The sequence below is a fragment of the Burkholderia cenocepacia genome (assembly GCF_900446215.1).
GTDB classification, from domain to species: domain Bacteria; phylum Pseudomonadota; class Gammaproteobacteria; order Burkholderiales; family Burkholderiaceae; genus Burkholderia; species Burkholderia cenocepacia.
Genome location: NZ_UAQZ01000003.1, coordinates 35,060 through 61,692, shown reverse-complemented (window position 1 = coordinate 61,692; position 26,633 = coordinate 35,060). Strand labels below are relative to the sequence as shown.

Here is a 26,633-nt window from a genome sequence, read left to right as displayed (position 1 = left end):
CACATCTCGCTTACACTAGGGGCCGCCGGCCGGCTGGACATCGCAACGTCCGCCCGTCGGCGGTTTTCTTTTGTTGACGACAGGCCGATGAGTACCATTCATGTGATTCAGGGCGGCACCGCCGCCGCGTCGCTGCGCGAGGCTCTCGTGCAAGCCGGACGCGACGAGCGCGTCGTCGGTTTGCTCGACGATCTCGGCGTCGGGCCACTGAAGGGCGCCGACGAGACGCCCGACACGCGCGCCGCTTTCTGGCAGCACGTGCTCGGCGACCAGATTCCCGACTGGAACGCGGAAATCGAAGGCGAATTCGCCCGCCTCGACCAGCTCGCGATGGATACCGGCCAGGTCGTCGTGTGGCATGCGCCGAGCGTCGGCGACAAGCTGCTGCTGCGCCGCGTCGCCTATCACCTGCGCAACGTGCCGCAGCGCCTGAACGAGGTACGGCTGTCGGCCGCCGACCTCGACGCCGCGCAGCGCGCATCGCTGTCGCGTACCGACCAGGCCTGCGCGACCGGGATGTTCTCGCCCGCGGAACTGGCGCGCAAGCGGCCGGTGGCCGCGCCGATCTCGGTCCTGCGCATCGGCCGCCTTGCGCTCGAGTGGCAGGAGGCGAAGCACCTGAACGCCGAGCTGCGTTATTGGGTCAGCAACACGATCAAGAGCGGCCACTACGCCGATCTCGACGCGCTGATCGTCGCGCGCGCGGAAACCGACTGGCAGCCCGCGCGGCGCCTCGTCGGCAGCATCATGGCCGCCGCCGACCGCGGCGGGCTGTTCGTCAGCGACTCGATCGCGTGGTGGCGCTGCCGCGAACTCGCGGCCACCGGCCGACTCGAGCTGCAGGACGACGCGCCCGCGGCCCTCTCTTCCACGCAGGTGCGCGCGGCCCCGGCCGCCGCGCACCGCTAATCCTCCTTCGACCATGGCCCGAACCCGAGCGCCCGACCACGAATCCCAGCGCGAGCAGATCCTCGACCTGGCCGCCGAGAAATTCGCGCAGACGAGCTACCCGAGCACGTCGATGTCCGATCTCGCGACCGCGAGCGGCACGTCGAAGGCGCGGCTCTATCACTATTACGAGAGCAAGGAAGCGATCCTGTTCGACCTGCTCGATCGCTACACCAAACGGCTGATGCTGATCATCGCCGAGGTCGAGGGTGCGAGCCAGCGGCGCGGCCTCAGCGAGCGCGACGCGTTCGCCGAGCTCGTGCGCGCGTTCCTCGCCGAATACGAGACGTCGCACAGCCGCCACGTCGCGCTGCTCAACGACGTGAAGTATCTGGAGGATGCGCAGCGTGAAATCGTGCTCGACCGCCAGCGCGACATCGTCGCGGCGTTCACGCGGCAGCTCGCGCGCGCGTATCCCGACCGCATCTCGAAGGAAAACCAGACCTCCGTGACGATGATGGTGTTCGGGATGATCAACTGGACCTTCACATGGCTGAAGCCGGGCGGGCGCCTCGGCTACCGCGACTTCGCCGAACAGGTAATCGACCTGATCGAACGCGGGCTGTCGACAGCGGCCTGATGCCGCGCAGCAGCATGCGTTGCGCGGCGGGCACAGTGCGACCGCCCGTCGCGCGTTTCATATGATGAATTTTAAATCCATTAAAAATCAAATAGATAGACGAATAATTAAGCGGATTTAGAATTCACCCTCGGCACAAATAACGTCAAATGCGGGTTTTCCCTTACCTCGGTCGGGTAGAATGCTGTTGCATTGCACAAGCCGCTTGTGCAGCCACACACTGAGGAACCCACGATGAACACGCGATCCAACCGCCGTGCCGATGCTGTCGGCCACGCCGGTACTGCGCCGGTTCTCGTCAGGGAACTGGCTTCCAAAGACCGTGAGCAGATGCTCACCCACTTTCTCTCGCTCGACGAAGAGGACCGCCTGCTGCGCTTCGGCCAGGTGGTGCCCGACCACGTGATCGAGAACTATGTCCGCACGATCGATTTCGGTCGCGATACCGTATTCGGCGTGTTCGACCACGATCTCGAACTGATCGGCGTCGGCCACCTGGCCTATCTGCCGGCCGAAGGCGACAAGCGCACGGCCGAATTCGGCGTGTCGGTGCTCGAAAGCGCACGCGGCCGCGGCGTCGGCTCGAAGCTGTTCGAGCGCGCGGCGATGCGCAGCCGCAACACGCACGTGACGATGCTGTACATGCACTGCCTGTCGCGTAACGCGACGATGATGCACATCGCGAAGAAATCCGGGATGCGGATCGAGTACGCGTACGGCGAAGCCGATGCGTACCTGTCGCTGCCGCCCGCCGACCACTCGACGATCATCGCCGAGATGCTGCAGGAACAGGCCGCGGTGTTCGACTACGCGATGAAGCGCCAGGCACGCCGCACGACGAAGTTCATCGAATCGCTGATACCCGCCGCACTGACGGCCTGACGTCGACGGCGTCGGCCAGCCGGGCCGCGCCTGTGGCGCACCCGGCTCCCCTCCTTTCCCCGCCCGCTAGCGCACCGACCGAATCGGCAACGCCGTCGTTTCCTTGAAGCAGTCGAGCGAGAAGCTCGTCTTCACGTCGATCACCGACGGGTGATGCAGCAGATGCTCCTGCACGAAGCGGGAGAAATGCGCCATGTCCTCGACCTGCACGCGCAGCAGGTAATCCATGTCGCCCGTCATCGCGTGGCACGCGACCACTTCCGGCCAGGCCTGCACGGCCGCGCGAAACAGCTCCGCGTGCGTCGCGCCCGCGCGCGCCGACGTCTCGTCGACCCGGACCGGCGCGAGGCCGCCACGCTTTTCGAGCCGCACGCTCACGTACGCGAGCAGGTCGAGCCCGAGCTTCTGCGGATTCAGCAGTGCGACGTAGCCGGTGATCACGCCGATGTCCTCGAGCCGCCGGATCCGCCGCAGGCACGGGCTCGGCGACAGGTTCACGCGCTCGGCGATCTCCTGGTTCGACAGGCGCCCGTTCTCCTGAAGAATCGCGAGAATTCGCCGATCGATGGCATCCAATTCGGCTTGCGCCATCTTCTGCCCTCCGTTGATTATTTTGAGACTGGAAATTGCGCCATCGTAGGCGCGGGCGATCAAGTTCGCAAGTTTCCGCTCGCGGCCGCCCGCTACACTCTGTCGCATGTCTCGACGCGCCGCACACGCTCATTGCGGAGGCGGCCGTCGACATCGAACCAGGCCGAGCAGGCGCACGCCGCCCCGGCCGATCGCCCCGCACAGGAGACACGACATGCAGATCCCCACCTGGGACAACCCCGTCGGCACCGACGGCTTCGAATTCATCGAATACACGGCACCGGACCCGAAAGCGCTCGGACACCTGTTCGAACGGATGGGTTTCACCGCGATCGCGCGCCATCGCCACAAGGACGTGACGGTGTACCGCCAGGGCGACATCAACTTCATCATCAACGCCGAACCCGATTCGTTCGCGCAACGCTTCGCGCGGCTGCACGGCCCGTCGATCTGCGCGATCGCGTTCCGCGTGCAGGACGCCGCGAAGGCGTACCAGCGTGCGCTGGAACTCGGCGCGTGGGGCTTCGACAACAAGACGGGCCCGATGGAGCTGAACATCCCGGCGATCAAGGGGATCGGCGATTCGCTGATCTATTTCGTCGACCGCTGGCGCGGCAAGAACGGCGCGCAGCCGGGCGCGATCGGCGACATCAGCATCTACGACGTCGACTTCGAGCCGATTCCCGGCGCGAACCCGAACCCGGTCGGGCACGGCCTCACCTACATCGACCACCTGACGCACAACGTGCATCGCGGCCGCATGCAGGAATGGGCCGAGTTCTACGAGCGCCTGTTCAACTTCCGCGAAGTGCGCTACTTCGACATCGAAGGCAAGGTGACCGGCGTGAAGTCGAAGGCGATGACGTCGCCGTGCGGCAAGATCCGCATCCCGATCAACGAGGAAGGCTCGGACACGGCCGGCCAGATCCAGGAATACCTCGACGCGTATCACGGCGAAGGCATCCAGCACATCGCGCTCGGCGCGAGCGACATCTACCAGGCGGTCGACGGGCTGCGCAGCAAGGAAGTGAAGCTGCTCGACACGATCGACACGTATTACGAGCTGGTCGACCGCCGCGTGCCGAACCACGGCGAATCGCTGGCCGAGCTGAAGAAACGCAAGATCCTGATCGACGGCGCGCGCGACGACCTGCTGCTGCAGATCTTCACCGAGAACCAGATCGGGCCGATCTTCTTCGAGATCATCCAGCGCAAGGGCAACCAGGGCTTCGGCGAAGGCAACTTCAAGGCGCTGTTCGAATCGATCGAGCTCGACCAGATCCGCCGCGGCGTCGTGCAGGACAAGGCCTGACGCTTGCACCGCGCGGCAGCGGCCTCGACAGCCGGGCCGCCCGCGCGATCCGGCCGCACAAAGAAAAAGGGCGGGAATCCGACGATTCCCGCCCTTTTGTATTTCGGCGCGGCCCGCAAGCCGCGCGATCGCATCAACGCACGTTCGCCTTCGACTCGGCGGCACGCTCGGCCGACGGCTGGGCTGCGGCGTCCTGGGCCGGCACGATCTGCTGCATCTGCGCGCCGGCTGCCGCCAGTGCGCTCGCGCCTCGCGCGTGCACCGGGCCGGTCATCGAGAAAAACGCGGCGGACACGATCAGGAAACTCTGGATATGACGTGTGTTCATTGCACCTCCTGTAAAACTGCCGGCGCCTCCCCGACTGCGTCGGAACGAACCCACGCGGCCGGGCACCTCCGGCAGGCCGACAAGATTAACGGCATTTGCCCGAAGATCAACTCAGCTTTACATGCTTTTACATGATGTAACGCATCATCCGCCCCGTTTTCGCGGGGCGCCGCCGCGCATTCCCCGCGTTGCAACCGATGGGCGGCGGGTTTGCCCCAGTGCTACCATCCCGTAAAACCGGCGAACATGCCGGCCACTGCAGACGCGTCCAAAAGATGCCGACGCAACCGAAGTTTTGGTGATCCCAGACCGGGTGGAGGAGACAGTTAATGAATGCCCCGCTAGACGCAGACCAACGCGCGTCGCTAGAAGCCGCGCTGAAGTCCGTCACGCTTGACGACAAATACACACTGGAACGCGGCCGCGCGTACATGAGCGGCATCCAGGCCCTCGTGCGCCTGCCGATGCTCCAGCAGGAACGCGACCGCGCCGCCGGTCTCAATACGGCCGGCTTCATCTCCGGCTATCGCGGCTCGCCGCTCGGCGGCCTCGATCTGTCGCTATGGAAAGCCAAGCAGCACCTGGCCGCCCACCAGATCGTGTTCCAGCCCGGCCTCAACGAAGATCTCGCCGCCACCGCCGTGTGGGGCTCCCAGCAGGTGAACCTGTACCCCGGCGCGAAATACGACGGCGTGTTCGGCATGTGGTACGGCAAGGGCCCGGGCGTCGACCGCACCGGCGACGTCTTCAAGCACGCGAACTCGGCCGGCTCGTCCCAGCACGGCGGCGTGCTGGTGCTCGCCGGCGACGACCACGCGGCGAAATCGTCGACGCTCGCGCACCAATCCGAACACATCTTCAAGGCTTGCGGGCTGCCGGTGCTGTTCCCGTCGAACGTGCAGGAATATCTCGATTTCGGCCTGCACGGCTGGGCGATGAGCCGCTACTCGGGCCTGTGGGTGGCGCTCAAGTGCGTGACCGACGTCGTCGAATCGTCGGCGTCGGTCGACATCGACCCGCATCGCACCGAGATCGTGCTGCCGACCGATTTCATCCTGCCGGAAGGCGGGCTGAACATCCGCTGGCCCGATCCGCCGCTCGTGCAGGAAGCGCGGCTGCTCGACTACAAGTGGTACGCGGCGCTCGCGTACGTACGGGCGAACAAGCTCGACCGGATCGAGATCGATTCGCCGAACGCGCGCTTCGGGATCATGACCGGCGGCAAGGCGTATCTCGACGTGCGCCAGGCGCTGACCGACCTCGGCCTCGACGACGAAACCTGCGCGCGGATCGGCATCCGGCTCTACAAGGTCGGCTGCGTGTGGCCGCTCGAAGCGCAGGGCGCGCAGGCGTTCGCGCGCGGCCTCGACGAAATCCTGGTGGTCGAGGAAAAGCGCCAGATCCTCGAATACGCGATCAAGGAAGAGCTGTACAACTGGCCCGACGCGCAACGCCCGCGCGTGTTCGGCAAGTTCGACGAGAAGGATGGCGCCGGCGGCGAATGGTCGGTGCCGATGGGCAACTGGCTGCTGCCTGCGCACTACGAGCTGTCGCCCGCGATCATCGCGAAGGCGATCGCGACGCGGCTCGAGAAGTTCGAATTGCCGTCCGACGTGCGCGCGCGCATCGCCGCGCGGCTCGCGGTGATCAACGCGAAGGAAATGGCGCTCGCGAAGCCGCACGTGCAGACCGAGCGCAAGCCGTGGTTCTGCTCGGGCTGCCCGCACAACACGTCGACCAACGTGCCGGAAGGCTCGCGCGCGATCGCCGGCATCGGCTGCCACTACATGACCGTGTGGATGGACCGCAGCACGAGCACCTTCAGCCAGATGGGCGGCGAAGGCGTGCCGTGGATCGGCCAGGCGCCGTTCACCGACGAGAAGCACGTGTTCGCGAACCTCGGCGACGGCACCTATTTCCACTCGGGCCTGCTCGCGGTGCGCGCGGCGATCTCGTCGAAGGCGAACATCACCTACAAGATCCTCTACAACGACGCGGTGGCGATGACGGGCGGCCAGCCGGTCGACGGCGTGCTGACGGTGCCGCAGATCACGCACCAGCTCGCGTCCGAAGGCGCGAAGAAGATCGTGATCGTCACCGACGAGCCGGAGAAGTACGACAGCCAGAAGGCGCTGCTCGCGCCCGGCGTGACGATCCATCACCGCGACCAGCTCGACGACGTGCAGCGCGAGCTGCGCGAGATCGAAGGCACGACGATTCTGATCTACGACCAGACTTGCGCGACGGAGAAACGCCGCCGCCGCAAACGCGGCACGTATCCGGACCCGGCCAAGCGCGTCGTGATCAACGACGCGGTGTGCGAAGGCTGCGGCGACTGCTCGGTGCAGTCGAACTGCCTGTCGGTCGAGCCGCTGGAAACCGAATTCGGCACGAAGCGCCAGATCAACCAGTCGAGCTGCAACAAGGACTTTTCGTGCGTGAAGGGGTTCTGCCCGAGCTTCGTCACGGTCGAGGGCGGCCAGTTGAAGAAGCCGAAGGCGGTGTCGGTCGACGGCAGCGCATTACCGCCGATTCCGGAACCGACGCTGCCGGCGATCGATCGCGCGTACGGCGTGCTCGTCACCGGCGTGGGCGGCACGGGCGTCGTGACGATCGGCGCGCTGCTCGGGATGGCCGCGCATCTGGAAAACAAGGGCGTGACCGTGCTCGACGTCACCGGCCTCGCGCAGAAAGGCGGCGCCGTGATGAGCCACGTGCAGATCTCGCACGCGCCGACCGACATCCACGCGACGCGGATCGCGATGGGCGAAGCCGATCTCGTGATCGGTTGCGATGCGATCGTCACGGCCGGGGACGAGTGCACGTCGCGGATGCGGCACGACACGACGCGGGTGGTCGTCAACAGCGCGCAGACGCCGACCGCCGAGTTCATCAAGAACCCGAACTGGGCGTTCCCGGGCCTGTCCGCCGAGAACGACATCCGCGCGGCGGCCGGTGTCGCGGTCGACTTCATCGACGCGAACCGCTTCGCGGTCGCGCTGCTCGGCGACGCGATCTACACGAACCCGTTCGTGCTCGGCTACGCATGGCAGAAGGGCTGGCTGCCGTTGACGCTCGCGTCGCTCGAGCGCGCGATCGAGCTGAACGCCGTGTCGGTCGACAAGAACCGCGCGGCGTTCGACTGGGGCCGCCGCGCCGCGTACGACCTGGCCAGCGTGAAGCAGGCGGCGGCCGGCGACGCCCGGCCCGCGCAAGGCGCCACGGTGATCTCGCTGCACACGAAGAAGGCGGTCGACGCGCTGATCGCGAAGCGCGTCGAATTCCTGAGTGCGTACCAGAACGCCGCGTACGCGTCGCGTTATGCGGCGTTCGTCGACAAGGTGCGCGCCACCGAGCGCGCACTGGCGGACGGCGACACGGTGCAGGAACCGCTGACCGAAGCGGTCGCGCGCAACCTGTTCAAGCTGATGGCGTACAAGGACGAGTACGAGGTCGCGCGGCTGCAGTCCGACCCCGCGTTCCTCGCGCGCCTGCGCGCGCAGTTCGAAGGCGACTGGAAGCTGAAATTCCACCTCGCGCCGCCGCTGTTCGCGAAGACGGACGCCCACGGCCATCTCGTGAAGAAGGCGTACGGCCCGTGGATGATGTCGGCGTTCCGGCTGCTCGCGAAGGCGAAGTTCCTGCGCGGCACGGCGCTCGATCCGTTCGGCCGCACCGCGGAGCGCCGCACCGAGCGCGCGCTGATCGGCGAGTACGAAGCGCTGATCGGCGAGGTACTCGCGAAGCTGAACGCGGCCAACCGGCCGCTCGCGCTCGAACTCGCGGCGCTGCCGGACGGCATTCGCGGCTACGGCCACGTGAAGGAGAACAACCTGCGCGCGGTACGCCAGAAGTGGGACACGCTGCTCGCGAAGTGGCGTTCGCCGGCAGGCGGCCAGTCGCACCAGCAGGTCGCGTAACGCGCGGTCGCGGCGCGGCGTTCGAAGCAGGAACGCCCGCCCGTGCCGCCGCCCGTCGCGGTTCATGCAAAAAAAACGCCACGGAATCCAGGTTCCGTGGCGTTTTTCATTGCGCCGCGCCTGACGCGCGGCACACGCGGGCGTGAGCTTACTTCGTGTTCACGTTCGCGGCGGCAACGGCCGTCATGTTGATGATCCGGCGCACGGTCGCGGCCGGCGTCAGGATGTGGACCGGCTTGGCGGCGCCGAGCAGGAACGGGCCGACCGTCACGCCTTCGCCGCCGACCATCTTCAGCAGGTTGTACGCGATATTCGCCGCTTCGACGTTCGGCATGATCAGCAGGTTCGCTTCACCCGACAGCGTCGTGCCCGGGAACGCCTGCTTGCGGATCAGTTCCGACAGCGCCGCGTCGCCGTGCATTTCGCCGTCGACTTCGAGGTTCGGCGCACGCTCGACGATCAGCTTGCGGGCCTCGGCCATCCGGCGCGACGACGCCGACGGCGCGCTGCCGAAGTTCGAGTTCGACAGCAGCGCGGCCTTCGGCGCGATGCCGAAGCGCTCGATCTCGGCCGCGGCCTGGATCGTCATGTCGGCGAGCTGGTCGGCGCTCGGCAGCTCGTTCACGTACGTGTCGCACACGAACAGGTTGCGGCCCGGCAGCATCAGCAGGTTCATCGCGGCGAAGTGCTCGGCGCCCTTCGCGCGGCCCAGTACCTGCTCGATGAACTTCAGGTGGCTGTGGAACGTGTCGATCATCCCGCAGATCATCCCGTCCGCATCGCCCAGATGCACGAGCATCGCGCCGATCAGCGTGTTGAACTTGCGCATCGCGGCCTTCGCGACTTCCGGCGTCACGCCGTCGCGCGCGCCGATCTCCTGATACGCCTGCCAGTAGCGGTGGTAGCGCGCATCGTCTTCCGGATCGACGATTTCGAAATCGACACCGGCCTTCAGCTTCGAGCCGATCTTCTGCAAGCGCATGTCGACGACCGACGGACGGCCGACGATGATCGGCTTGGCGATCTTTTCCAGCAGCACGAACTGCGCGGCGCGCAGCACGCGCTCGTCCTCGCCCTCGGCGAACACGATGCGGGCCTCTTTCTGCTTCGCGGCCGCGAACACCGGGCGCATCACCATGCCGGTGCGGTAGACGGTCGCGCCGAGCTGCTCGCGGTACGCGTCCATGTCCTGGATCGGGCGCGTCGCGACGCCCGAATCCATCGCGGCTTGCGCGACGGCCGGCGCGATCTTGATGATCAGGCGCGGGTCGAACGGCTTCGGGATCAGGTAGTCCGGCCCGAATTCGAGCGAATGGCCTTCATACGCCTTCGCGACTTCCTCGCTCTGGTCGGTTTCCTCGGCCAGCTCGGCGATCGCGCGCACGCACGCGAGCTTCATTTCTTCCGTGATCGTGGTCGCGCCGACGTCGAGCGCGCCGCGGAAGATGAACGGGAAGCACAGCACGTTGTTGACCTGGTTCGGGTAGTCCGAACGGCCGGTCGCGACGATCGCGTCCGGGCGCACGGCCTTCGCGTCTTCCGGGCGGATTTCCGGTTCCGGGTTCGCGAGCGCCAGGATCAGCGGCTTGTCGCCCATCGTCTTGACCATGTCCTGCTTCAGCACGCCCGCGCTCGAGCAGCCGAGGAACACGTCCGCGCCGACGATCGCGTCGGCGAGCGTGCGCGCGTCGGTGTTGGCCGCATAGCGCTGCTTCGACGGATCGAGGTTGCCGCGCCCTTCGTAGATCACGCCCTTCGAATCGGCGACGAGGATGTTCGACTTCGTCAGGCCGAGATTCACCAGCAGGTCCAGACACGCGATCGCCGCCGCGCCCGCGCCCGAACACACGAGCTTCACTTCCGACAGCTTCTTGCCGACGACCTTCAGGCCGTTCAGGATCGCGGCCGACGCGATGATCGCGGTGCCGTGCTGGTCATCGTGGAAGACCGGAATCTTCATGCGCTCGCGCAGCTTCTGCTCGATGTAGAAGCATTCCGGCGCCTTGATGTCCTCGAGGTTGATGCCGCCGAGCGTCGGCTCGAGCATCGCGATCGCCTCGACGAGCTTGTCGGGGTCGGACTCCGACAGTTCGATGTCGAACACGTCGATGCCCGCGAATTTCTTGAAGAGGCAGCCCTTGCCTTCCATCACCGGCTTCGCGGCCAGCGGGCCGATGTTGCCGAGACCCAGCACGGCGGTGCCGTTCGTGATGACCCCGACGAGGTTGCCGCGCGACGTGTACTTCTGCGCGTCGAGCGGATCGGCGTGGATCGCCTCGCACGCGGCGGCGACGCCCGGCGAATACGCGAGCGACAGATCGAGCTGGTTCGACAGCGGCTTGGTCGGGGTGACCGAAATCTTGCCGGGTTTCGGGTTCAGGTGATAAGCGAGAGCGGCCTGCTTCAGTTGTTCGTCCATGATTGACCTGCGAGAGACATGCGGAATATTGACGACTCAGTACACAGCACCTTCGGCCGCGTCTGCTTGAATCGAGGGGATGGTCGACTGCGAGACGGCCCGCGACGCACCGGATCGGCACGCCATCGAACCTTGGCGGATGGCAAGAGGAAAGTACAAAGTACTGAACGATTTCTAAGGGTCGCCTAGTGTACACCCCCTAAATGACGTCCGTTGCTGCGACGCCGCATCTCCGGCATCAGCGCCGGGATGGTCTACCCCCGTTTGTTTCGCCGGTGGTGAGCCGGGCAGCGAACCCGCGCGAATTCCGCCGAAAACCTGCCTGAATCGGGTAAAATAGCGGGCTACGCGCGCAGCGATGCGATCGGCCCGCCGATCGCACCCCGGCCCTTCGGGCAGGTTCCCCTTGCTGCGCCACCGGGCCCGCGCCCGCTCCTCGCTCATCACCCAAGGAATGCCCATGACAGGCTACGATCGTCAGTCGATCTCGGATACGACCGCCAAAATCCTGCTCGAAGTGCAGGCGGTGCACTTCAATGCCGAAAAACCGTTCATCTTCACGTCCGGCTGGGCAAGCCCCGTCTATATCGACTGCCGCAAGCTGATCTCGTATCCGCGCGTGCGCCGTGCGCTGATGGAAATGGCGGAAACGACGATCACGCGCGACATCGGCTTCGAGCAGATCGACGCGGTGGCGGGCGGCGAGACGGCCGGCATCCCGTTCGCGGCATGGATCGCGGACCGGATGATGGTGCCGATGCAGTACGTGCGCAAAAAGCCGAAGGGTTTCGGCCGCAATGCGCAGATCGAAGGCCATCTCGAGGAAGGCTCGCGCGTGCTGCTGGTGGAAGACCTGACCACCGACAGCCGCAGCAAGATCAACTTCGTCAACGCGCTGCGCACCGCGGGCGCGACGGTGAACCACTGCTTCGTGCTGTTCCACTACAACATCTTCAAGGAAAGCGTGTCGGTCCTGAAGGACATCGACGTCGACCTGCACGCGCTCGCGACGTGGTGGGACGTGCTGCGCGTCGCGAAGGCGTCGGGCTACTTCGAGACGAAGACGCTCGACGAAGTCGAGAAATTCCTGCACGCACCGGCCGAATGGTCGGCCGCGCACGGCGGCGCGACGGCCCCGAAGGAATGACGCCCCGCCGGCACGCATGCCGGCGCACTGGCTGAACGAGCCGCCTGCTTCATCGCAGGCGGTTTTTTTTCGTCCGTCGCGTTGCGCGCCGACCGCGCGCAATCGCGGGCGCCGGTGTGCGTCGCTCATCGAACCCTAATGCTAGACTTGATCCATCGCCGCCCTCAGCTGCGCGGGCAACATACAACGCCAACAATGCCGGGAGCCTCGGCCCGGCCCACGTGACGGGAGAAGCGCCATATGCGTGTGGATCGCCGGATCACTCCGCCTGCGCCATCGGGTCGCCCTTCTCCGCTCCGTTTCTCCGCCCTCCTGTGCGCCGCCGTCTTCGCGGCGCTGCCCGCGCATGCGGAAGGCCCGTTCACCGTGACGAGCGACGACCTGACGGCGGGCGCCCGCGTGCGGCCCGCGAACGTGTTCGACCGCGGCGACTGCAAGGGCGCGAACCGCTCGCCGCAACTCGCATGGCACAACCCGCCGCCGGGCACGCGCGGCTACGCGGTCACGATCTTCGATCCCGACGCGCCGGGGCACGGCTGGTGGCACTGGGCCGTCGCGGGCATCCCGGCGACCGTCACGAGCCTGCCGGCCGATGCGAGCGCGTCCGGCTTCCTGCGCCGCATCGGCGCGAGCGAGGCGCGCAACGACTTCGGAATCGACGGCTACGGCGGCCCGTGCCCACCGCCCGGCAAACCGCATCGCTACGTGATCACCGTCTACGCGCTGAAAGGCACCGACCTGCGTATCTCGCAAGGCCGCCCCGCGCCGATGTTCGAGCACGAGATCGGCACGCTCGCGATCGGCACCGCGCGACTCACGGTCACTTACGGGCAGTAGGTAAGCGCGCGCCGCCGCCCGTGGCGGTCGCGATTGCCCGCGCCCGCGAATTTCTGTGCGCGGCCTGCGCGCTTTCTTCCGGTCATTTCGGCTTGCTAGACTCGGCTGCACCGGTCGCGGCATCCCGCCGCGCATCCGTCGCGCCGCCCAACTGCGGCGCGTGTCGCGGCGAGCCTGCGGGCCGCCGTTCCCGTCCCTTTCCGGAGAACGCTTCATGTCGAACATCGTCATCGTCTATCACAGCGGCTACGGTCACACGCAGAAACTGGCCGAGGCCGTGCACGCCGGTGCGCAGGATGCCGGCGCCGCCGCACGCCTCCTCGCCGTCGGCGAGCTCGACGACGCGGGCTGGGCCGCGCTCGACGCGGCGGACGCGATCGTCTTCGGCGCGCCGACCTACATGGGCGGCCCGTCCGCGCAGTTCAAGCAATTCGCCGACGCGACCTCGAAACCGTGGTTTACGCAGAAATGGAAGGACAAGATCGCCGCGGGCTTCACGAACTCCGCGACGATGAACGGCGACAAGTTCTCGACGATTCAGTATTTCGTCACGCTGGCGATGCAACATGGGATGGTGTGGGTCGGCACGGGCATGATGCCGGCCAACTCGAAGGCGGCCACGCGCAACGACATCAACTACGTCGGCGGCTTCACGGGCCTGCTCGCGCAGTCGCCGGCGGACGCGACGCCCGACGAGGGCCCGCTGCCCGGCGACCTCGATACCGCGAAGGCGTTCGGCCGGCGCGTCGCCGAAGCGACGGCGCGCTGGGTGGCCGGCGGCCGCTGAGCGCGCCCGGGGCACCCGCCCGCTCGCACCGGCCGCTGGCGTGGCCGCGCAGCGTGGGGGTGCACCAAAGGGACACAAGACGGCCCGCGGGCCGTCTTTTTTTCGCCCCGTGCGGTACAGGCCCGCCGGATGACGTCTTAAAATGGCGGTTTCAGGGCGCCGCGGCTCCCGTTTCATTCAGTGAGAGCGAAATGAGCACCAAAGTTTTTGTCGACGGCCAGGAAGGCACGACCGGCCTCAAGATCTTCGAATACCTGTCGGCACGCAGCGACATCGAGATCCTGCGCATCGATGAAGCGAAGCGCAAGGACGTCGACGAGCGCCGTCGCCTGATCAACGCGTCCGACGTCACGTTCCTGTGCCTGCCGGACGTCGCGTCGCGCGAATCCGCGTCGCTCGTCGAGAACCCGAACACCACGCTGATCGACGCGAGCACCGCGTTCCGCACCCATGCCGACTGGGCCTACGGCCTGCCCGAGCTGACCCGCGCGCAGCGCGAGAAGATTCGTACGTCGAAGCGCATCGCGGTGCCCGGCTGCCACGCATCGGCGTTCGTGCTCGCGATGCGGCCGCTCGTCGATGCGGGCATCGTCGCGCCGACGTTCGCCGCGCACAGCTACTCGATCACCGGCTACAGCGGCGGCGGCAAGTCGATGATCGCCGAGTACGAAAGCGCCGCGCCGGGCGGCAAGCTCGCGAGCCCGCGCCCGTATGCGCTCGGCCTCGCGCACAAGCACCTGCCCGAAATGGCCGCGCACACCGGCCTCGCGAACGCACCGATCTTCACGCCGATCGTCGGCCCGTTCCTGAAAGGCCTCGCGGTGACGACCTACTTCACGCCCGGGCAGCTCGCGAAGCGCGCGACGCCGCAGGACGTGCAGCGCGTGTTCGCCGAGTACTACGCGGACGAAGCGTTCGTGCGCGTCGCACCGTTCGACGCGGATGCGAACCTCGACAGCGGCTTCTTCGACGTGCAGGCGAACAACGACACGAACCGCGTCGACCTGTTCGTGTTCGGCAACGCGGAGCGCTTCGTCACGGTCGCGCGCCTCGACAACCTCGGCAAGGGCGCGTCGGGCGCCGCGATCCAGTGCATGAACCTCAACATCGGCGCGGCCGAGGACGCCGGTCTCAAACGCTGATTCAGCATCGCATGCCATGCAAAGCCGGCCACTGGCCGGCTTTTTATTTACCCGTATCAGGCAATATATAAAAACACCGGATCGCGCATTTACAAATATTTACAAGCTTTCCATTGCGCGATTACCAGTGAATTAATCCAGTCCGTTCTTTATCCAGTCAATCCCGAATAGGGATAAACCGGATACCGTCGATTTAAACGCTGCCGTTATACGCAGGAAGGCGCGGCGCGAGCGTGCCAGGCGTCGCGCAGCCCCCACTCCGGCAGCTTTCGACGGCCCGCCGCGCGTTTTAATTCTTACCAACCGCCTTATCGGGCAAGGATTCAAATTGCCGATCCCGTTTCAATCGCCTTTTTTAGACGGGTTCATCAATTGACAGCAAAAATCCAGGCAGCGACATTAGCTCGCACAATTAAACGATTGGAGACAGCGGCATGTCGCACGCCTTATCGAAGGGGGTGGCAACGGCCTTTGCCATTGCCCCTTTCCTGGTTGCATGTGGTGGGGGGGACTCTGGCGGCGCGCTCGCGCCGATCGATGCGCCCCAATGTTCCGGCTCGAGCTGCGGCACGCAAGGGCCGCCGCCTTCGCAGCCGATCAACGGCGCACTGTGCCCGGCCAACGCGGATATCGTGAAGAGCACGTATCTCGGCGGCGCGGGCAGCGGCGAGATCGTCAGCGTCAACATCGACGCGGTCGCGATGACGTACACGCTCAAGTGGCTCGAATCGCCGATTCCGCTGAAGACGGGCACCGTCACGCCGAGCCGCGCCGGCACGACGATCACCGGCAAGGTCGTCCATCCGCCGACCGGCACGCTGCCGACCGCCGAGCAGACGCGCTGCGCGTTCGTCCTCACGCCGGGCACCGGCACCGCGCCGGACGGTTCGACCTATTCGACGGCCGCCGACTTCAACCAGGCGAACCCGCCGATGCTGCTGGTCGGCATGGGCGTGGCGGGCGGTGGCATTCCCGGCGCGACGGTTCAGTACGACGGGCTGACGATCAGCGTGATCGGCCTCCCCGTATTCCAGAACGTCGGCCAGGTGCCCAATCGCCACTTCGACTTCTACCCGTTCCTCGGCTTCGCGAACACGACGACCGACCTCACGAAGCTGCCGGGCACGTACAACGCGCTGCTCTATCACCTCGTGCCGTCGGGCAACTATGCAACGAAGGGCGTCAACTCCAGCGAGACGTTCGATGCGAACGGCGCGTGCACGTCGAGCGGTTCGGGCGGCTGCCAGACCACCGGCGATCCATGGAAGACGAGCGCGAACGGCGGCTACTTCGACAGCACCCAGGCACCGCAGATCCTGCCGCAAACGAAGCTGCCCCTGATCGGCGCGACCGGCAAGTCGGCCACCGCGCACATGGTGATCGGCCAGCTCAACGGCGCGACGGTGCCGGTAATCGTGCGCACCGGCTACGTGAACCTCGGCACGCCGCCGTTGCACACCGACGCAAAGGTCGACGACGAATCGGGCATCGCGGTGCTCGGCGCGGCGACGGCGATCACGTCGGGCGCGATCGACGGCGGCTACGCGGGCGCGGACTCGAACTTCAAGTACACGGCTGCGCTGATCCGCGGCAGCAACGCGTCGTTCATCAACCCGTCCACGCAGGCCGAGGAAGACGGCTTCACGCTCGACTACGGCCAGGCGACGCCGGGCCTGCTGAACGCGAAGACTACCCCGCCGAGCGGCGCGAGCTACCCGTCCGCATCGGGCGTGGTGATCGCGACGGGCGGCCTGTATGCGGCGCTGATCCAGGGCACGGTGAACGGCGGCGTCACGCCGACGTCGGCGAATTCGACGACGTCGTCGACCCCGTACTTCGGCGTGGGCGCGCAGATCAGCAAGTAGCGATCGAGGACGCGGCGGCCGGCCTGCCGCCGCGCATTGCAGGGAAGGCACGAAGGCGCTCGGCACGGCGCAAGCAGGACGAGCACGACCAACAGAAGCGGCCGACAGGGAGCTGGCCGCCGCACAAAGACAAATCTGGAGGAGCAACATGAAGCGCAACCTCATTCTGGCGGCGGCCCTTGCCGCCCCCCTTCTTTCGGCTTGCGGCGGCGGCAGCGACAATCCGCCCCCGCTCGTCGAAGACCGGCTTTGCCCGGCCACGCTCGACTACAACACCGTGTTCACGGGCGGCGCGGGCAGCGGCGAACTCGCAAAGGTGCAGCTCGACACGACCAAGATGACCTGGCAGGTCACCTATGTCGAATCGCCGGTACCGCAAAAGACCGGCACCGTCGTGCCGACCCGCGCGGGCACCGTCGACAGCGGCACGCTCACGCAGGAAACGCTGCTGCCGACCAACAAGCTGAACCAGTGCGCGTTCCGCCTGAACGGCGCGAGCCTCGACGCGTCGCGTCCGGCGCGCATCTTCGTCGGCTTCGGCGTCGCGGGCGGCACGATTCCCGGCAAGGAGATCCAGTTCGACGGCGTGCTCGGCCAGGCGGCGGTGCCCGACACGAAATTCCCGTACTACCCGTTCATCGGCTTCTCGTCGATCGAAACCGACATCACGAAGGTCGCGGGCACGTACAGCCACATCGGCTTCGGCGAAGTGCCGTCGCAGAAATTCGCGCCGGCGTCGATCGACGCGAAGGTGACGATCAACGCGGACGGCACGTGGACCAAGTGCGACACGACGGGCCAGTTCGCGGGCGGCGCGTGCGTGCAGCAAGGCACGAACTTCGTGCAGTCGGCCGACGGCAGCGGCGCGTTCCAGTCGAACAACTACCGGAGCCAGCTGAAGCCGACGCTGTCGGCCACGCCGCAAGGCAAGGGCTTCATGATCGTCGGCAAGCTGCGCAACCAGCTCGTGCCGATCCTCGTGCGCACGGGTGTCGCGAACCCGAACCCGACACCGGACAGCAACGGCGTGCCGGGCCTGACCGCCGACGACGAATCGAGCATCTCGATCCTCGCGCCGCAGACGGCGGTGGCGGCCGGTTCGCAGAACGGCGAGTACATCGGCGTCGACAGCCAGTTCGACTACCGGACCACCGCGCTGATCGACAAGCAGGCCACGCTGCTCGATCCGTTCCAGCCGTCGCAGGCGTCGCTCGCGACCGCGCTCGATCTCGACTACACGCAGAAGGTGCCGGGCACGGTCACGACGATCCACACGGGTTCGGGCAGCACGTCGCCGACCGGCAAGTTCATCTTCACGGGTGGCGTGTTCGGTTTCCTCGACAACGCGGGATCGACGCCGTATTTCACGATCGGCGCATTCGTCCAGTAAGCGGAGGGAAAAGCCGTGATGAAGAAAACCCTTCTCTGCGCGGCGGCCGGCGCCGCCGCCGTGGCGCCGCTCGCGGCGCACGCGCAGAGCGCCGGCAGCAACGTCGTCACGCTGGGCTGGTTCCACATCATGCCGCAGCAGAGCAGCACGCCGATGACGACCAACGTCGCGCCGACGCCGATCAACACGCCGCTGCGGCTGCCGCCGTCGTTCACGTCGCCGGGCACCGGGCTGCACACGAGCGGCGCGGACACCGTCGGCCTGACGGTCAGCCACTTCCTGACCGACCACATCGCGGTCACGTCGGTGGCCGGCGTGCCGCCGGTGTTCAAGGTGTCGGGCCAGGGCACGATCAAGCCGCCCGGCCCGGCCGGCGCGCTCGGCACGCAGAACATCGGGCTGGGCTCGGTCAACCCGATCGTGAAGAGCGTGCGGCAGTGGAGCCCCGCGGTGATCCTGCAGTACTACTTCGGGCAGGCCACCGCGAAGTTCCGGCCGTTCCTCGGCCTCGGCGTGTCGTACAACTGGTTCAGCGACCTGCAGCTCAACACGAACTTCATCAAGCAGACGCAGGACAACCTCGGCGCGATTCTCGCGGCGGGCGCGGGCAAACCGGGCACGACCTCGGTGGAAGCGAAGGCGTCGTCGTCCTGGCAGCCGGTGTTCAACGCGGGCCTGCAGTACAACATGACGGAACACTTCGGGCTGGTGGCGTCGGTCACCTACATCCCGCTGAAGACGACGTCGACGGTGACGATCAAGGCGGCCGACGGCTCGGTACTCGCCGAGTCGAAATCGGACCTGAAGGCGGACCCGATCATCAGCTACGTCGGGATGACGTACAAGTTCTGAGCGCGGCGACAGCCGGCAACGGAAGCGCCGCGACAAAATCGCACGCAAAAAAAAGCCCGCCTAAGTGGCGGGCTGAATCCATATCAGAGGAGACATGGAGGAGACAGTTCCAATCATATCGAATCGGTTTCCGCAATGCAACATTTCCGTAGAGAAAATAAGGATTTTCCCTCGAATGCGGCCTCTAGTCCGCCGTAACGGCACCTGACCCCGTTCCGTTCTCCCGCTCGAGCACCTCGCCCAGCGCGTCGCGCAGCAGCGCGACCGGCCGCATCAGCCGGCCCGGTAACGCGCCGTGCACGATCCACACGTTGATTCGCGTTTCCAGCCCCGCCGTTTCCACGATCCGCAGCGCATCGCGATGCGCACTGCGCGCCAGCGCGTTCGGCGGCGCGATGCCGATGCCGGCGCCGCGCGCGACGAGCGACAACTGCAGCTCCGAGCCGAAGGCCTCGACCGCGACGTCGAACGGCAGCCCGGCCGCGCCGAGCGCGCGGCTCAGCGCCGAGCGCATTCCGCAGCCGTCCTGGCTCAGCACCCACGGAAAACCCGACAGCGTGTCGAGCGACAGCGGGCCGTCCGGCAGCGGGAAATCGCGCGCGGCGACGAGCACCGTCGGCTGCGTGGCGAGCAGCGTCGCGGTCAGCGCGTCGGGCAGCGTCGCACTCGCCGGCACCATCACGGTGGCGACGTCGAGCGCGCCGCGCTCGATGCCCTGCACCAGCGCAGGCGACCAGCCGGCCGTCACGCGCAGCGTGAGACGCGGAAATGCATCGCGCAGCCGGTCGATCGGCCGCTCCAGCGCGAGCTCGGACAGGAACGGCGGCACGCCGATGCGCAGCTCGCCCGACGGCTCGCTGTCCGGCGCGCCCGCCGCCATCAGCTCGTCGACCGCGCCGAGCACGTTGCGCGCGAGCGCGTAGACGTCGCGCCCGGCCGCAGTCGGCTTCAGCGGCTTGCTCTGCCGTTCGAGCAGCGGCACGCCGAGCAGCGTTTCGAGGTTCTGCACGCGCCGCGTCAGGCCCGGCTGCGTCAGGTGGAGCTTCGCGGCCGCGGCGACCATCGACCCGCTGTCGACGACCGCGACGAACGCCTGGAGATCACGCGTATTCAAAACAAACTCGCATAATCATGTTAGACATATTTCAATTGTCGCATAAACATCGGCCCCCTACGATGGGAGTTCCTTCGATCTTCCTCCCAGGCTTCCGATGAACTGCCCTGCCCACCGTTGCACTGCCCCCGTTTCCCCGTCCGTCGCCGCGCCGCCCGCGCTGAGCACCGGCATGACGCTGTTCTTCGCCGCGACGGTCGGCGTGATCGTGATGGACCTGTTCGCCGCGCAACCGCTGACCGGCCCGATCAGCGCGGACCTGCACCTGCCGCCCGGTCTCGCCGGCCTCGTCGCGATGCTGCCGCAACTCGGCTACGCGGCCGGACTCGCGTTGCTCGTGCCGCTGGTCGACCTGTTCGAGAACCGCCGGCTGATCGTCGCGACGCTCGCCGTCTGCGCGGCGGCGCTCGCGCTGCCCGCGTTCACGCAGTCGGGCACCGTGTTCCTGCTCGCGACGCTCGTGGCCGGCGCCGCGTCGAGCGTGATCCAGATGCTGGTGCCGATGGCCGCGTCGATGGCGCCCGAAGCCCAGCGCGGCCGCGCGGTCGGCAACGTGATGAGCGGGCTGATGCTCGGGATCCTGCTGTCGCGGCCGCTCGCGAGCCTGATCGCCGGGTCGGCCGGCTGGCGCGCGTTTTATCTGCTGGCCGCGCTCGCGAACGCGGCGATCGCCGTCGTGCTCGCGCTGCGCCTGCCGGCGCGCACGCCGTCGATCACGGCCGGCTACCGCGCGTTGCTCGCGTCGATGGGGCGCCTGCTCGCCGACGAGCCGGTGCTGCGCCGGCATGCGCTGTCGGCCGCGCTCGCGATGGCCGCGTTCAGCGCATTCTGGACCGCCGTCGGGCTGCGGCTCGCGCAGCCGCCGTTCGCGCTCGACCTGCACGGCATTGCGCTGTTCGCGTTCGCCGGCGCGAGCGGCGCGATCGTCACGCCGCTCGCCGGCCGCGCGGGCGACCGCGGCCACGGCCCGGCCGCGCAGCGGCTCGCGCACGGCACGATGCTCGCGGCGCTCGTCGTGCTCGGCGTCGCCGGCGCCGGCTGGTTCGGCTTCGATGCGCATGCGCATCGCGGCGTCGCGCTCGCGCTGCTGGCCGGCGGCGCGGCGCTGCTCGATGCGGGCGTCATCGTCGACCAGACGATCGGCCGCCGCGAGATCAACCTGCTGAACCCGGCCGCGCGCGGACGCCTGAACGGGCTATTCGTCGGGCTGTTCTTCTGCGGCGGCGCGCTGGGTGCGGCGCTCGCGGGCAGTGCATGGGCATGGGGCGGCTGGAGCGCGGTATGCGGTGTCGGGTTCGCGTTCGCGGGCGCGACGGCCGTGTTCGGGCTGGTGGCTGGACGCGGGGCCGGCGCGGCGGCGCTGGATCGGCCGCGTGGGTGAGCAGGCAACGCGGTGAAGCGGCTTCCAAAAGCCGAACGCCCCGCCCTCTTGCAAGGGACGGGGCGTTCGGTACGCCGGAGCCGGCCGGGAATCAGTGACGGACCAGCGCCATCATCGCGCCGAAGCCGACGAACAGCCCGCCCGTCAGCCGGTTGAACACCTTGGCGACGCTCTGGCTCTTCAACGTGGCGCCGATGCGCGTGCCGAACGACGCGTAGACGAGATACCAGCTCACCTCGATCACCGCGAACGTGACGACGAGGATGCCGAACTGCGGCAGCGTCGGCTCGGCCGCGTTGATGAACTGCGGCAGCAGCGCGGCCGCGAACAGGATCGCCTTCGGGTTGCTGCCCGCGACCAGGAAGCCATTGCGGAACAGCACCGCGCGCGACGCCGACGCCCCGTGCGACACGGCATCGACGTCGGCCGCCGGCGTGTCGTCCACGCGGGCGCGCCATGCCTTCACGCCGAGATAGATCAGGTAGGCCGCGCCCGCGAAGCGCAACCCATTGAACATCGCCGGCCATGCCTCGAGCACCGCGCCGAGGCCCGCCGCGGATACCGCGAGCATCAGCACCAGCGCGCTCAGGCAGCCGGCCATCGTCGCGGACGAGCGCCGCAGCCCGTGCCGCGCGCCGTGCGTCATCACGAGCAGCATGTTCGGGCCCGGAATCGCCGACACGACGAACACCGTCGCCACGAAAAGCCACCACGTATGCAAGTTCATGACTGCCTCTGCCTCAAATGTAGGGGGAAACGAACCGCCGATTATGCCGTGCGGGTCGCGCTTCTGTCGCGGGTCAGCGGCCAGCGCGGCGCAGCGCGGCCTCGCCGAGCACCGCGAAGTCCTGGTCGCCGCCGCCGTGCGCGAGCGCGTCGAGCAGGCTGTCGCGCACGACGCTCGCCACCGGCAGCGGCACCGACGTCGCGTCGCCCGCCTCCAGCGCGAGGCGGACATCCTTCAGCCCGAGCCGCGCCTTGAAGCGCGCGGGCTCGTAGCGCCGCTCGGCGATCATCGCGCCGTAGCCTTCGTAGACAGGCCCCGGAAACACGCTGCTGGTGATCACGTCGAGGAAATCGCGCATCGCGACGCCGTGCGCGCCGAGCAGCGCGGACGCCTCGCCGAGCGTCTCGATCGCCGACGCGAGCGTGAAGTTCGCGGCGATCTTCGCGACGTTCGCGTGCTGCGGCAGCGAGCCGAAGCGCCAGGTCTTCTGGCCGATCGCGTCGAACAGCGGCTGCACGCGGTCGATCGCCTCGGCCGGGCCGCCGGCCATGATGGTCAGGCGCGCGGCGGCCGCGACGTCGGGCCGGCCCATCACCGGCGCGGCGACATAGTCGATGCCGCGCGACGCATGCGCGTGCGCGAGCGATTCGGCGAGCGCGACCGACACGGTCGCCATGTTCACGTGGATCAGCCCACGGGGCGCCTGGGCCAGCAGCGCATCGTCGAACACCGCGCGCGCGGCCGCATCGTCGCCGAGCATCGAGAACACGGCGTCGCCGCGAAACGCGTCGGCCGGCGTGTCGACGATCTGCGCGCCGAATGCCGCGAGCGGCTCGGCCCGCTCGCGCGACCGGTTCCAGACCCGCACCGTGTGACCCGCCTTCAGCAGGTTCGTCGCGATCGCCTGCCCCATTTCGCCCAGCCCGATAAACCCGAGATCCATGTCCTGCTCCTTCGCTCCGTGAAGCCGCGAGTTAAACACAGATGCCGGCGGTCTGCAGCGCCTGCCGCCGGCCGGGCGCGGTGCGATACTGCACGGATGGCGACCGCGACCTTCCGCTTTCACGGCGAACTGAACGCCTTTCTCGCGCGCCCGCAGCGCGACCGGGCGTTCGCGCACGCATGCGCCCGCGACGCGACGGTCAAGCATGCGATCGAGGCGCTCGGCGTCCCGCACACCGAAATCGGCCGGCTGTACGTGAACGACGCGCCGGCCGCACTCGACCGGCCGCTCGACGACGGCGACCGTGTCGAAGTCCTGCCCGAACGCGCCGGGCCGGCGGCCAACGGTGCAACGGGGCCGCCACCGGCGGCATGGCGCTTCGTCGCCGACGCGCATCTCGGCGGCCTCGCGCAACTGCTGCGCCTCGCCGGGTTCGACACCTGCTACGACAACCACTACCGCGACGACGAACTCGCGGCGCTCGCCGAGCGGGAGAACCGGATCGTGCTGACGCGCGACCGCGAGCTGCTCAAGCGGCGTGCGGTCGTGCGCGGCTGCTACCTGCATGCGCAGCGGCCGGCCGACCAGTTGCACGAGCTGTTCGAGCGGCTCGATCTCGCGCCGCACATGCGACCGTTCCGGCTGTGCCTGCGCTGCAACGCGCCGCTGCATCCGCTCGATGCAGCCGCCGCCGCGCCGCGCGTGCCGGCCGGCGTCCGGCTGCGGCACCGGCGCTTCGCCGCGTGCGACGTGTGCCGGCGCGTGTTCTGGGAAGGCTCGCACTGGCGGCGCATGCGCGCGGTGGTCGACGCGATGCGCGCGCCGCCGCCCGTCCGGGCCGACGAACCGGGTGAATCCGGTGCCTGAAAAAACAAAACCCCGCATGCCGAAGCATGCGGGGCTGGCCGACCGATGGCCGGCAACGCCGGCCGTGGCGGCAGAACCGCTTAGTTCTGCGTGCCTGCGTCGTTCGTGCCGGCGGCCGATGCGGCTGCAGCCTTCGCCTGGCCCTTCTTCGAACCGTGGTGCTTCAGCTGGTGCTTCGGCTTGCTGTGATCCTTCTTGGCCGGTGCCGGAGCGGCGGCCGACGTGTCGGCTGCCGGCGCGGACGCCTGTGCGAATGCCGAAACCGATGCGAGAGCGAATGCTGCGGCGATGATCGAAGCGAGCGTCTTCTTCATTGTTCTTCCTTTAGCGGAGAAAAAATCAAACGTACCGGTAATTAAAGATGCGAGGCATTCGCATCGGAGCCCCAGGCCGCATGGCCGGCTTGCGCCGTGCCGTCGCGACAAAACCTGACGCACTGGTTCTATAACGCACCGCCTTCGCGGCAAGTTGACACGTTGCTTGCGTCCTCGGGTTTCCCCGGGGGGGCGCTCGTCGGCCGGCGCCGGCCGGCCCGACGGGCCGCCGCCGCACGGCGCCGCAAACCGGCTCGCGCGGCGCCGGAGCGACGCTTATACTGGCGTCCATCCGTCCCTTTCCCGGAAACCGGATCGCGGCCGGTCACACGACCCCCGCCGTCTCGAGGCGCTCAAATTGCCCGACCACAATCTGGACAAACTGAAAATCGACCGGCGTCCGATCGCCCCGGTGCCGCGCCGGCGCCGCTGGGCGCGCTATGCGGTCGCCGCCGCGCTGATCGTCGTCGCGATCGTCGCCGGCCTCGCCCTCACCGGCCGGCCGACCGTCGACACCACCTCCGTCACGTCCGCCTACCCGTACCAGAACGACACGCAACTCAATGCGACCGGTTACGTCGTGCCGCAGCGCAAGGCCGCGGTCGCGTCGAAGGGCCAGGGCCGCGTCGAATGGCTCGGCGTGCTCGAAGGCACACGCGTGAAGAAGGACGAGATCATCGCGCGGCTCGAAAGCAACGACGTGCAAGCGTCGCTTGCGCAGGCGCGCGCGCAGGTGCAGGTGTCCCGCGCGAACTTCGGCGTCGCGCAGGCCGAACTGAAGGACGCCGAGATCGCATTGCGCCGCACGTCCGCGCTCGCGCCGAAGGGCGCGGTGCCGGCCGCGCAGCTCGACACCGACACGGCCCGCGTGAACAAGGCGCGCGCGACGCTCGCCAGCGACCAGGCCGCGATCGTGTCGGCCGAAGCGAACGCGCAGGCCGCGCAGGTCGCGGTCGACCAGACGGTGATCCGCGCGCCGTTCGACGGCATCGTGCTCGCGAAGCATGCGAACGTCGGCGACAACATCACGCCGTTCTCGTCCGCGTCGGACAGCAAGGGCGCGGTCGTGACGATCGCCGACATGGACACGCTCGAGGTCGAGGCCGACGTCGCCGAATCGAACATCGCGAAAATCCGCGCCGAGCAGCCGTGCGAGATCCAGCTCGACGCGCTGCCGGACATGCGCTTCGCGGGCCGCGTGTCGCGCATCGTGCCGACCGTCGACCGCTCGAAGGCCACCGTGCTCGTGAAGGTGCGCTTCGTCGACCGCGACGAGCGCGTGCTGCCCGACATGAGCGCGAAGATCGCATTCCTGTCGAAACCCGCGACGCCGCAGGACCGGCAGCCGGTGACGGCCGTGCAGGCGAGCGCGGTGGTCGAGCGCGACGGCCGGCCGGCCGTGTTCGTCGTGAAGGACGACAGCGCGCACGCGGTGGCCGTGACGCGCGGCATGCGGATCGGCGAGCTGGTCGCGGTTCGCGGCGTGAAACCGGGCGACACGGTCGTGCTCGCGCCGGACGCGAAGCTGAAGGACGGCGCGAAAGTGACCGTCGCGAAGAAGTAGCGCGCGTGAACGACGCCCCGCCGCCCCTCGTCGAGCTCAGCCACGTCGCGAAGTCGTACCGGCGCGGCAACCAGATCGTGCCGGTGCTGACCGACATCACGCTCGACATCGGCGAAGGCGATTTCGTCGCGCTGATGGGGCCGTCGGGCTCCGGCAAGAGCACGCTGCTGAACCTCGTGGCCGGCATCGACCGGCCGGACAGCGGCGAGCTGCGCGTCGGCGGCCTCGACATCTCGCAACTCGCCGAGGCGCAACTGGCCGAATGGCGCGCGGCGAACGTCGGCTTCATCTTCCAGTTCTACAACCTGATGCCCGTGCTCACCGCGTTCGAGAACGTCGAGCTGCCGCTGATGCTCACGCACCTGTCGCGCCGCGAGCGGCGCGAACGCGTCGAGCTGGTGCTCGACATGGTGAATCTCGGCGACCGCACGAGCCATTACCCGTCCGAGCTGTCGGGCGGCCAACAGCAGCGCGTCGCGATCGCGCGCGCGCTGATCACGGATCCGGTGCTGATCGTCGCCGACGAGCCGACCGGCGACCTCGACCGCGCGTCGGCCACCGACGTCCTCGCGATGCTGCAGCGGATGAACGCCGAACTCGGCAAGACGATCATCATGGTGACGCACGACGCGCATGCGGCCGGCGCCGCGCGCTCGCTCGTCCATCTGGAAAAAGGGGAGCTGATCGATGGGCACGCCGGCTGACCGGCGGCGGGAGCGCGCG

At 67.7% G+C, this 26,633-nt stretch carries 23 protein-coding genes; 16 read left to right on the top strand and 7 right to left on the bottom strand.

The features are described from left to right. Positions 1-87: 87 nt before the first annotated feature. From DTA15_RS10915 to DTA15_RS10905, 3 genes are all read left to right on the top strand, one after another. The gene (locus tag DTA15_RS10915; RefSeq protein ID WP_012492290.1) at positions 88-909 is read left to right on the top strand and encodes a DUF1835 domain-containing protein; all 822 of its coding nucleotides are present in this window, start codon (positions 88-90) and stop codon (positions 907-909) included. A 13-nt stretch (positions 910-922) separates the two neighbouring features. Then, positions 923-1,528 carry a TetR/AcrR family transcriptional regulator gene (locus DTA15_RS10910; RefSeq protein ID WP_006482923.1) on the top strand — a complete coding sequence of 202 codons (606 nt, stop codon included), beginning with the start codon at positions 923-925 and terminating at the stop codon, positions 1,526-1,528. Positions 1,529-1,762: 234 nt separating this feature from the next. Next, the gene (locus DTA15_RS10905; protein ID WP_006482926.1) at positions 1,763-2,410 is read left to right on the top strand and encodes a GNAT family N-acetyltransferase; all 648 of its coding nucleotides are present in this window, start codon (positions 1,763-1,765) and stop codon (positions 2,408-2,410) included. 66 nt (positions 2,411-2,476) lie between these two features. On the opposite strand, the gene DTA15_RS10900 is transcribed toward DTA15_RS10905, so the two are convergent. Then, positions 2,477-3,001, bottom strand: a complete 525-nt coding sequence (locus DTA15_RS10900) for an Lrp/AsnC family transcriptional regulator (protein WP_006482889.1) — start codon at positions 2,999-3,001, stop codon at positions 2,477-2,479. Positions 3,002-3,215: 214 nt separating this feature from the next. Here DTA15_RS10900 and hppD point away from each other — a divergent pair, with 214 nt between their 5' ends. After that, positions 3,216-4,313, top strand: a complete 1,098-nt coding sequence (hppD, locus tag DTA15_RS10895; protein WP_006482885.1) for a 4-hydroxyphenylpyruvate dioxygenase — start codon at positions 3,216-3,218, stop codon at positions 4,311-4,313. A 133-nt stretch (positions 4,314-4,446) separates the two neighbouring features. Here the strand turns inward: hppD and DTA15_RS10890 are convergent, their stop codons facing one another. Continuing rightward, positions 4,447-4,641: a hypothetical protein gene (locus DTA15_RS10890; protein ID WP_006482893.1), complete on the bottom strand. Its 195-nt coding sequence runs from the start codon at positions 4,639-4,641 to the stop codon at positions 4,447-4,449. A 329-nt stretch (positions 4,642-4,970) separates the two neighbouring features. Between DTA15_RS10890 and DTA15_RS10885 the strand changes: the two genes are divergently transcribed. After that, a complete protein-coding gene (locus tag DTA15_RS10885; protein ID WP_006491408.1) occupies positions 4,971-8,561 on the top strand; it encodes an indolepyruvate ferredoxin oxidoreductase family protein in 3,591 nt (1,196 codons plus the stop codon). 148 nt (positions 8,562-8,709) lie between these two features. Here DTA15_RS10885 and DTA15_RS10880 read toward each other — a convergent pair whose 3' ends face one another. Further along, positions 8,710-10,980 (bottom strand): NADP-dependent malic enzyme, encoded by a 2,271-nt coding sequence (locus tag DTA15_RS10880; protein ID WP_006482927.1) that lies wholly within the window; start codon positions 10,978-10,980, stop codon positions 8,710-8,712. 460 nt (positions 10,981-11,440) lie between these two features. Here DTA15_RS10880 and DTA15_RS10875 point away from each other — a divergent pair, with 460 nt between their 5' ends. The 7 genes from DTA15_RS10875 to DTA15_RS10845 all read left to right on the top strand — a co-directional run bounded on the left by DTA15_RS10875 (position 11,441) and on the right by DTA15_RS10845 (position 19,000). Continuing rightward, complete coding sequence (locus DTA15_RS10875) at positions 11,441-12,127, top strand: orotate phosphoribosyltransferase (RefSeq protein WP_006482887.1); 687 nt, start codon at positions 11,441-11,443, stop codon at positions 12,125-12,127. Between the two features lie 240 nt (positions 12,128-12,367). Beyond that, positions 12,368-12,964, top strand: a complete 597-nt coding sequence (locus DTA15_RS10870; RefSeq protein ID WP_006482912.1) for a YbhB/YbcL family Raf kinase inhibitor-like protein — start codon at positions 12,368-12,370, stop codon at positions 12,962-12,964. A 214-nt stretch (positions 12,965-13,178) separates the two neighbouring features. Beyond that, entirely contained in the window at positions 13,179-13,751 is a 573-nt protein-coding gene (locus DTA15_RS10865) for a flavodoxin family protein (RefSeq protein ID WP_006497426.1), read from the top strand. A 191-nt stretch (positions 13,752-13,942) separates the two neighbouring features. After that, positions 13,943-14,893: an N-acetyl-gamma-glutamyl-phosphate reductase gene (gene argC, locus DTA15_RS10860; RefSeq protein ID WP_006481596.1), complete on the top strand. Its 951-nt coding sequence runs from the start codon at positions 13,943-13,945 to the stop codon at positions 14,891-14,893. Between the two features lie 434 nt (positions 14,894-15,327). Further along, on the top strand, positions 15,328-16,758 hold the full coding sequence (locus DTA15_RS10855) for a DUF2957 domain-containing protein (protein ID WP_012492289.1): 1,431 nt from the start codon (positions 15,328-15,330) through the stop codon (positions 16,756-16,758). Positions 16,759-16,906: 148 nt separating this feature from the next. Beyond that, positions 16,907-18,148, top strand: a complete 1,242-nt coding sequence (locus tag DTA15_RS10850) for a DUF2957 domain-containing protein (RefSeq protein ID WP_006481600.1) — start codon at positions 16,907-16,909, stop codon at positions 18,146-18,148. Positions 18,149-18,166: 18 nt separating this feature from the next. Then, positions 18,167-19,000, top strand: coding sequence for an OmpW/AlkL family protein (locus DTA15_RS10845; protein ID WP_006491960.1), 834 nt, complete (start codon positions 18,167-18,169; stop codon positions 18,998-19,000). A 184-nt stretch (positions 19,001-19,184) separates the two neighbouring features. On the opposite strand, the gene DTA15_RS10840 is transcribed toward DTA15_RS10845, so the two are convergent. Continuing rightward, entirely contained in the window at positions 19,185-20,114 is a 930-nt protein-coding gene (locus tag DTA15_RS10840) for a LysR family transcriptional regulator (protein WP_006481594.1), read from the bottom strand. A 97-nt stretch (positions 20,115-20,211) separates the two neighbouring features. Here DTA15_RS10840 and DTA15_RS10835 point away from each other — a divergent pair, with 97 nt between their 5' ends. Next, positions 20,212-21,495, top strand: a complete 1,284-nt coding sequence (locus DTA15_RS10835) for an MFS transporter (protein ID WP_012492288.1) — start codon at positions 20,212-20,214, stop codon at positions 21,493-21,495. Between the two features lie 91 nt (positions 21,496-21,586). Here DTA15_RS10835 and DTA15_RS10830 read toward each other — a convergent pair whose 3' ends face one another. Both DTA15_RS10830 and DTA15_RS10825 read right to left on the bottom strand, forming a co-directional pair. After that, on the bottom strand, positions 21,587-22,222 hold the full coding sequence (locus tag DTA15_RS10830) for a LysE family translocator (protein ID WP_006489505.1): 636 nt from the start codon (positions 22,220-22,222) through the stop codon (positions 21,587-21,589). A 73-nt stretch (positions 22,223-22,295) separates the two neighbouring features. Next, positions 22,296-23,372, bottom strand: coding sequence for an NAD(P)-dependent oxidoreductase (locus DTA15_RS10825; RefSeq protein WP_256097636.1), 1,077 nt, complete (start codon positions 23,370-23,372; stop codon positions 22,296-22,298). On the opposite strand from DTA15_RS10825, the gene DTA15_RS10820 reads away from it, so the two are divergent. Further along, positions 23,262-24,032: a Mut7-C RNAse domain-containing protein gene (locus DTA15_RS10820; protein WP_006494171.1), complete on the top strand. Its 771-nt coding sequence runs from the start codon at positions 23,262-23,264 to the stop codon at positions 24,030-24,032. The two genes, DTA15_RS10825 and DTA15_RS10820, sit on opposite strands and share 111 nt — an antisense overlap. Before the next feature lie 80 nt (positions 24,033-24,112). Here DTA15_RS10820 and DTA15_RS10815 read toward each other — a convergent pair whose 3' ends face one another. Next, on the bottom strand, positions 24,113-24,346 hold the full coding sequence (locus tag DTA15_RS10815) for a hypothetical protein (protein ID WP_006494172.1): 234 nt from the start codon (positions 24,344-24,346) through the stop codon (positions 24,113-24,115). Between the two features lie 358 nt (positions 24,347-24,704). Here DTA15_RS10815 and DTA15_RS10810 point away from each other — a divergent pair, with 358 nt between their 5' ends. Together DTA15_RS10810 and DTA15_RS10805 are read left to right on the top strand one after the other, a co-directional pair. After that, on the top strand, positions 24,705-25,910 hold the full coding sequence (locus tag DTA15_RS10810) for an efflux RND transporter periplasmic adaptor subunit (protein ID WP_006484502.1): 1,206 nt from the start codon (positions 24,705-24,707) through the stop codon (positions 25,908-25,910). Between the two features lie 5 nt (positions 25,911-25,915). Then, positions 25,916-26,614: an ABC transporter ATP-binding protein gene (locus DTA15_RS10805; RefSeq protein WP_006484506.1), complete on the top strand. Its 699-nt coding sequence runs from the start codon at positions 25,916-25,918 to the stop codon at positions 26,612-26,614. The last annotated feature ends 19 nt before the right edge of the window (positions 26,615-26,633 follow it).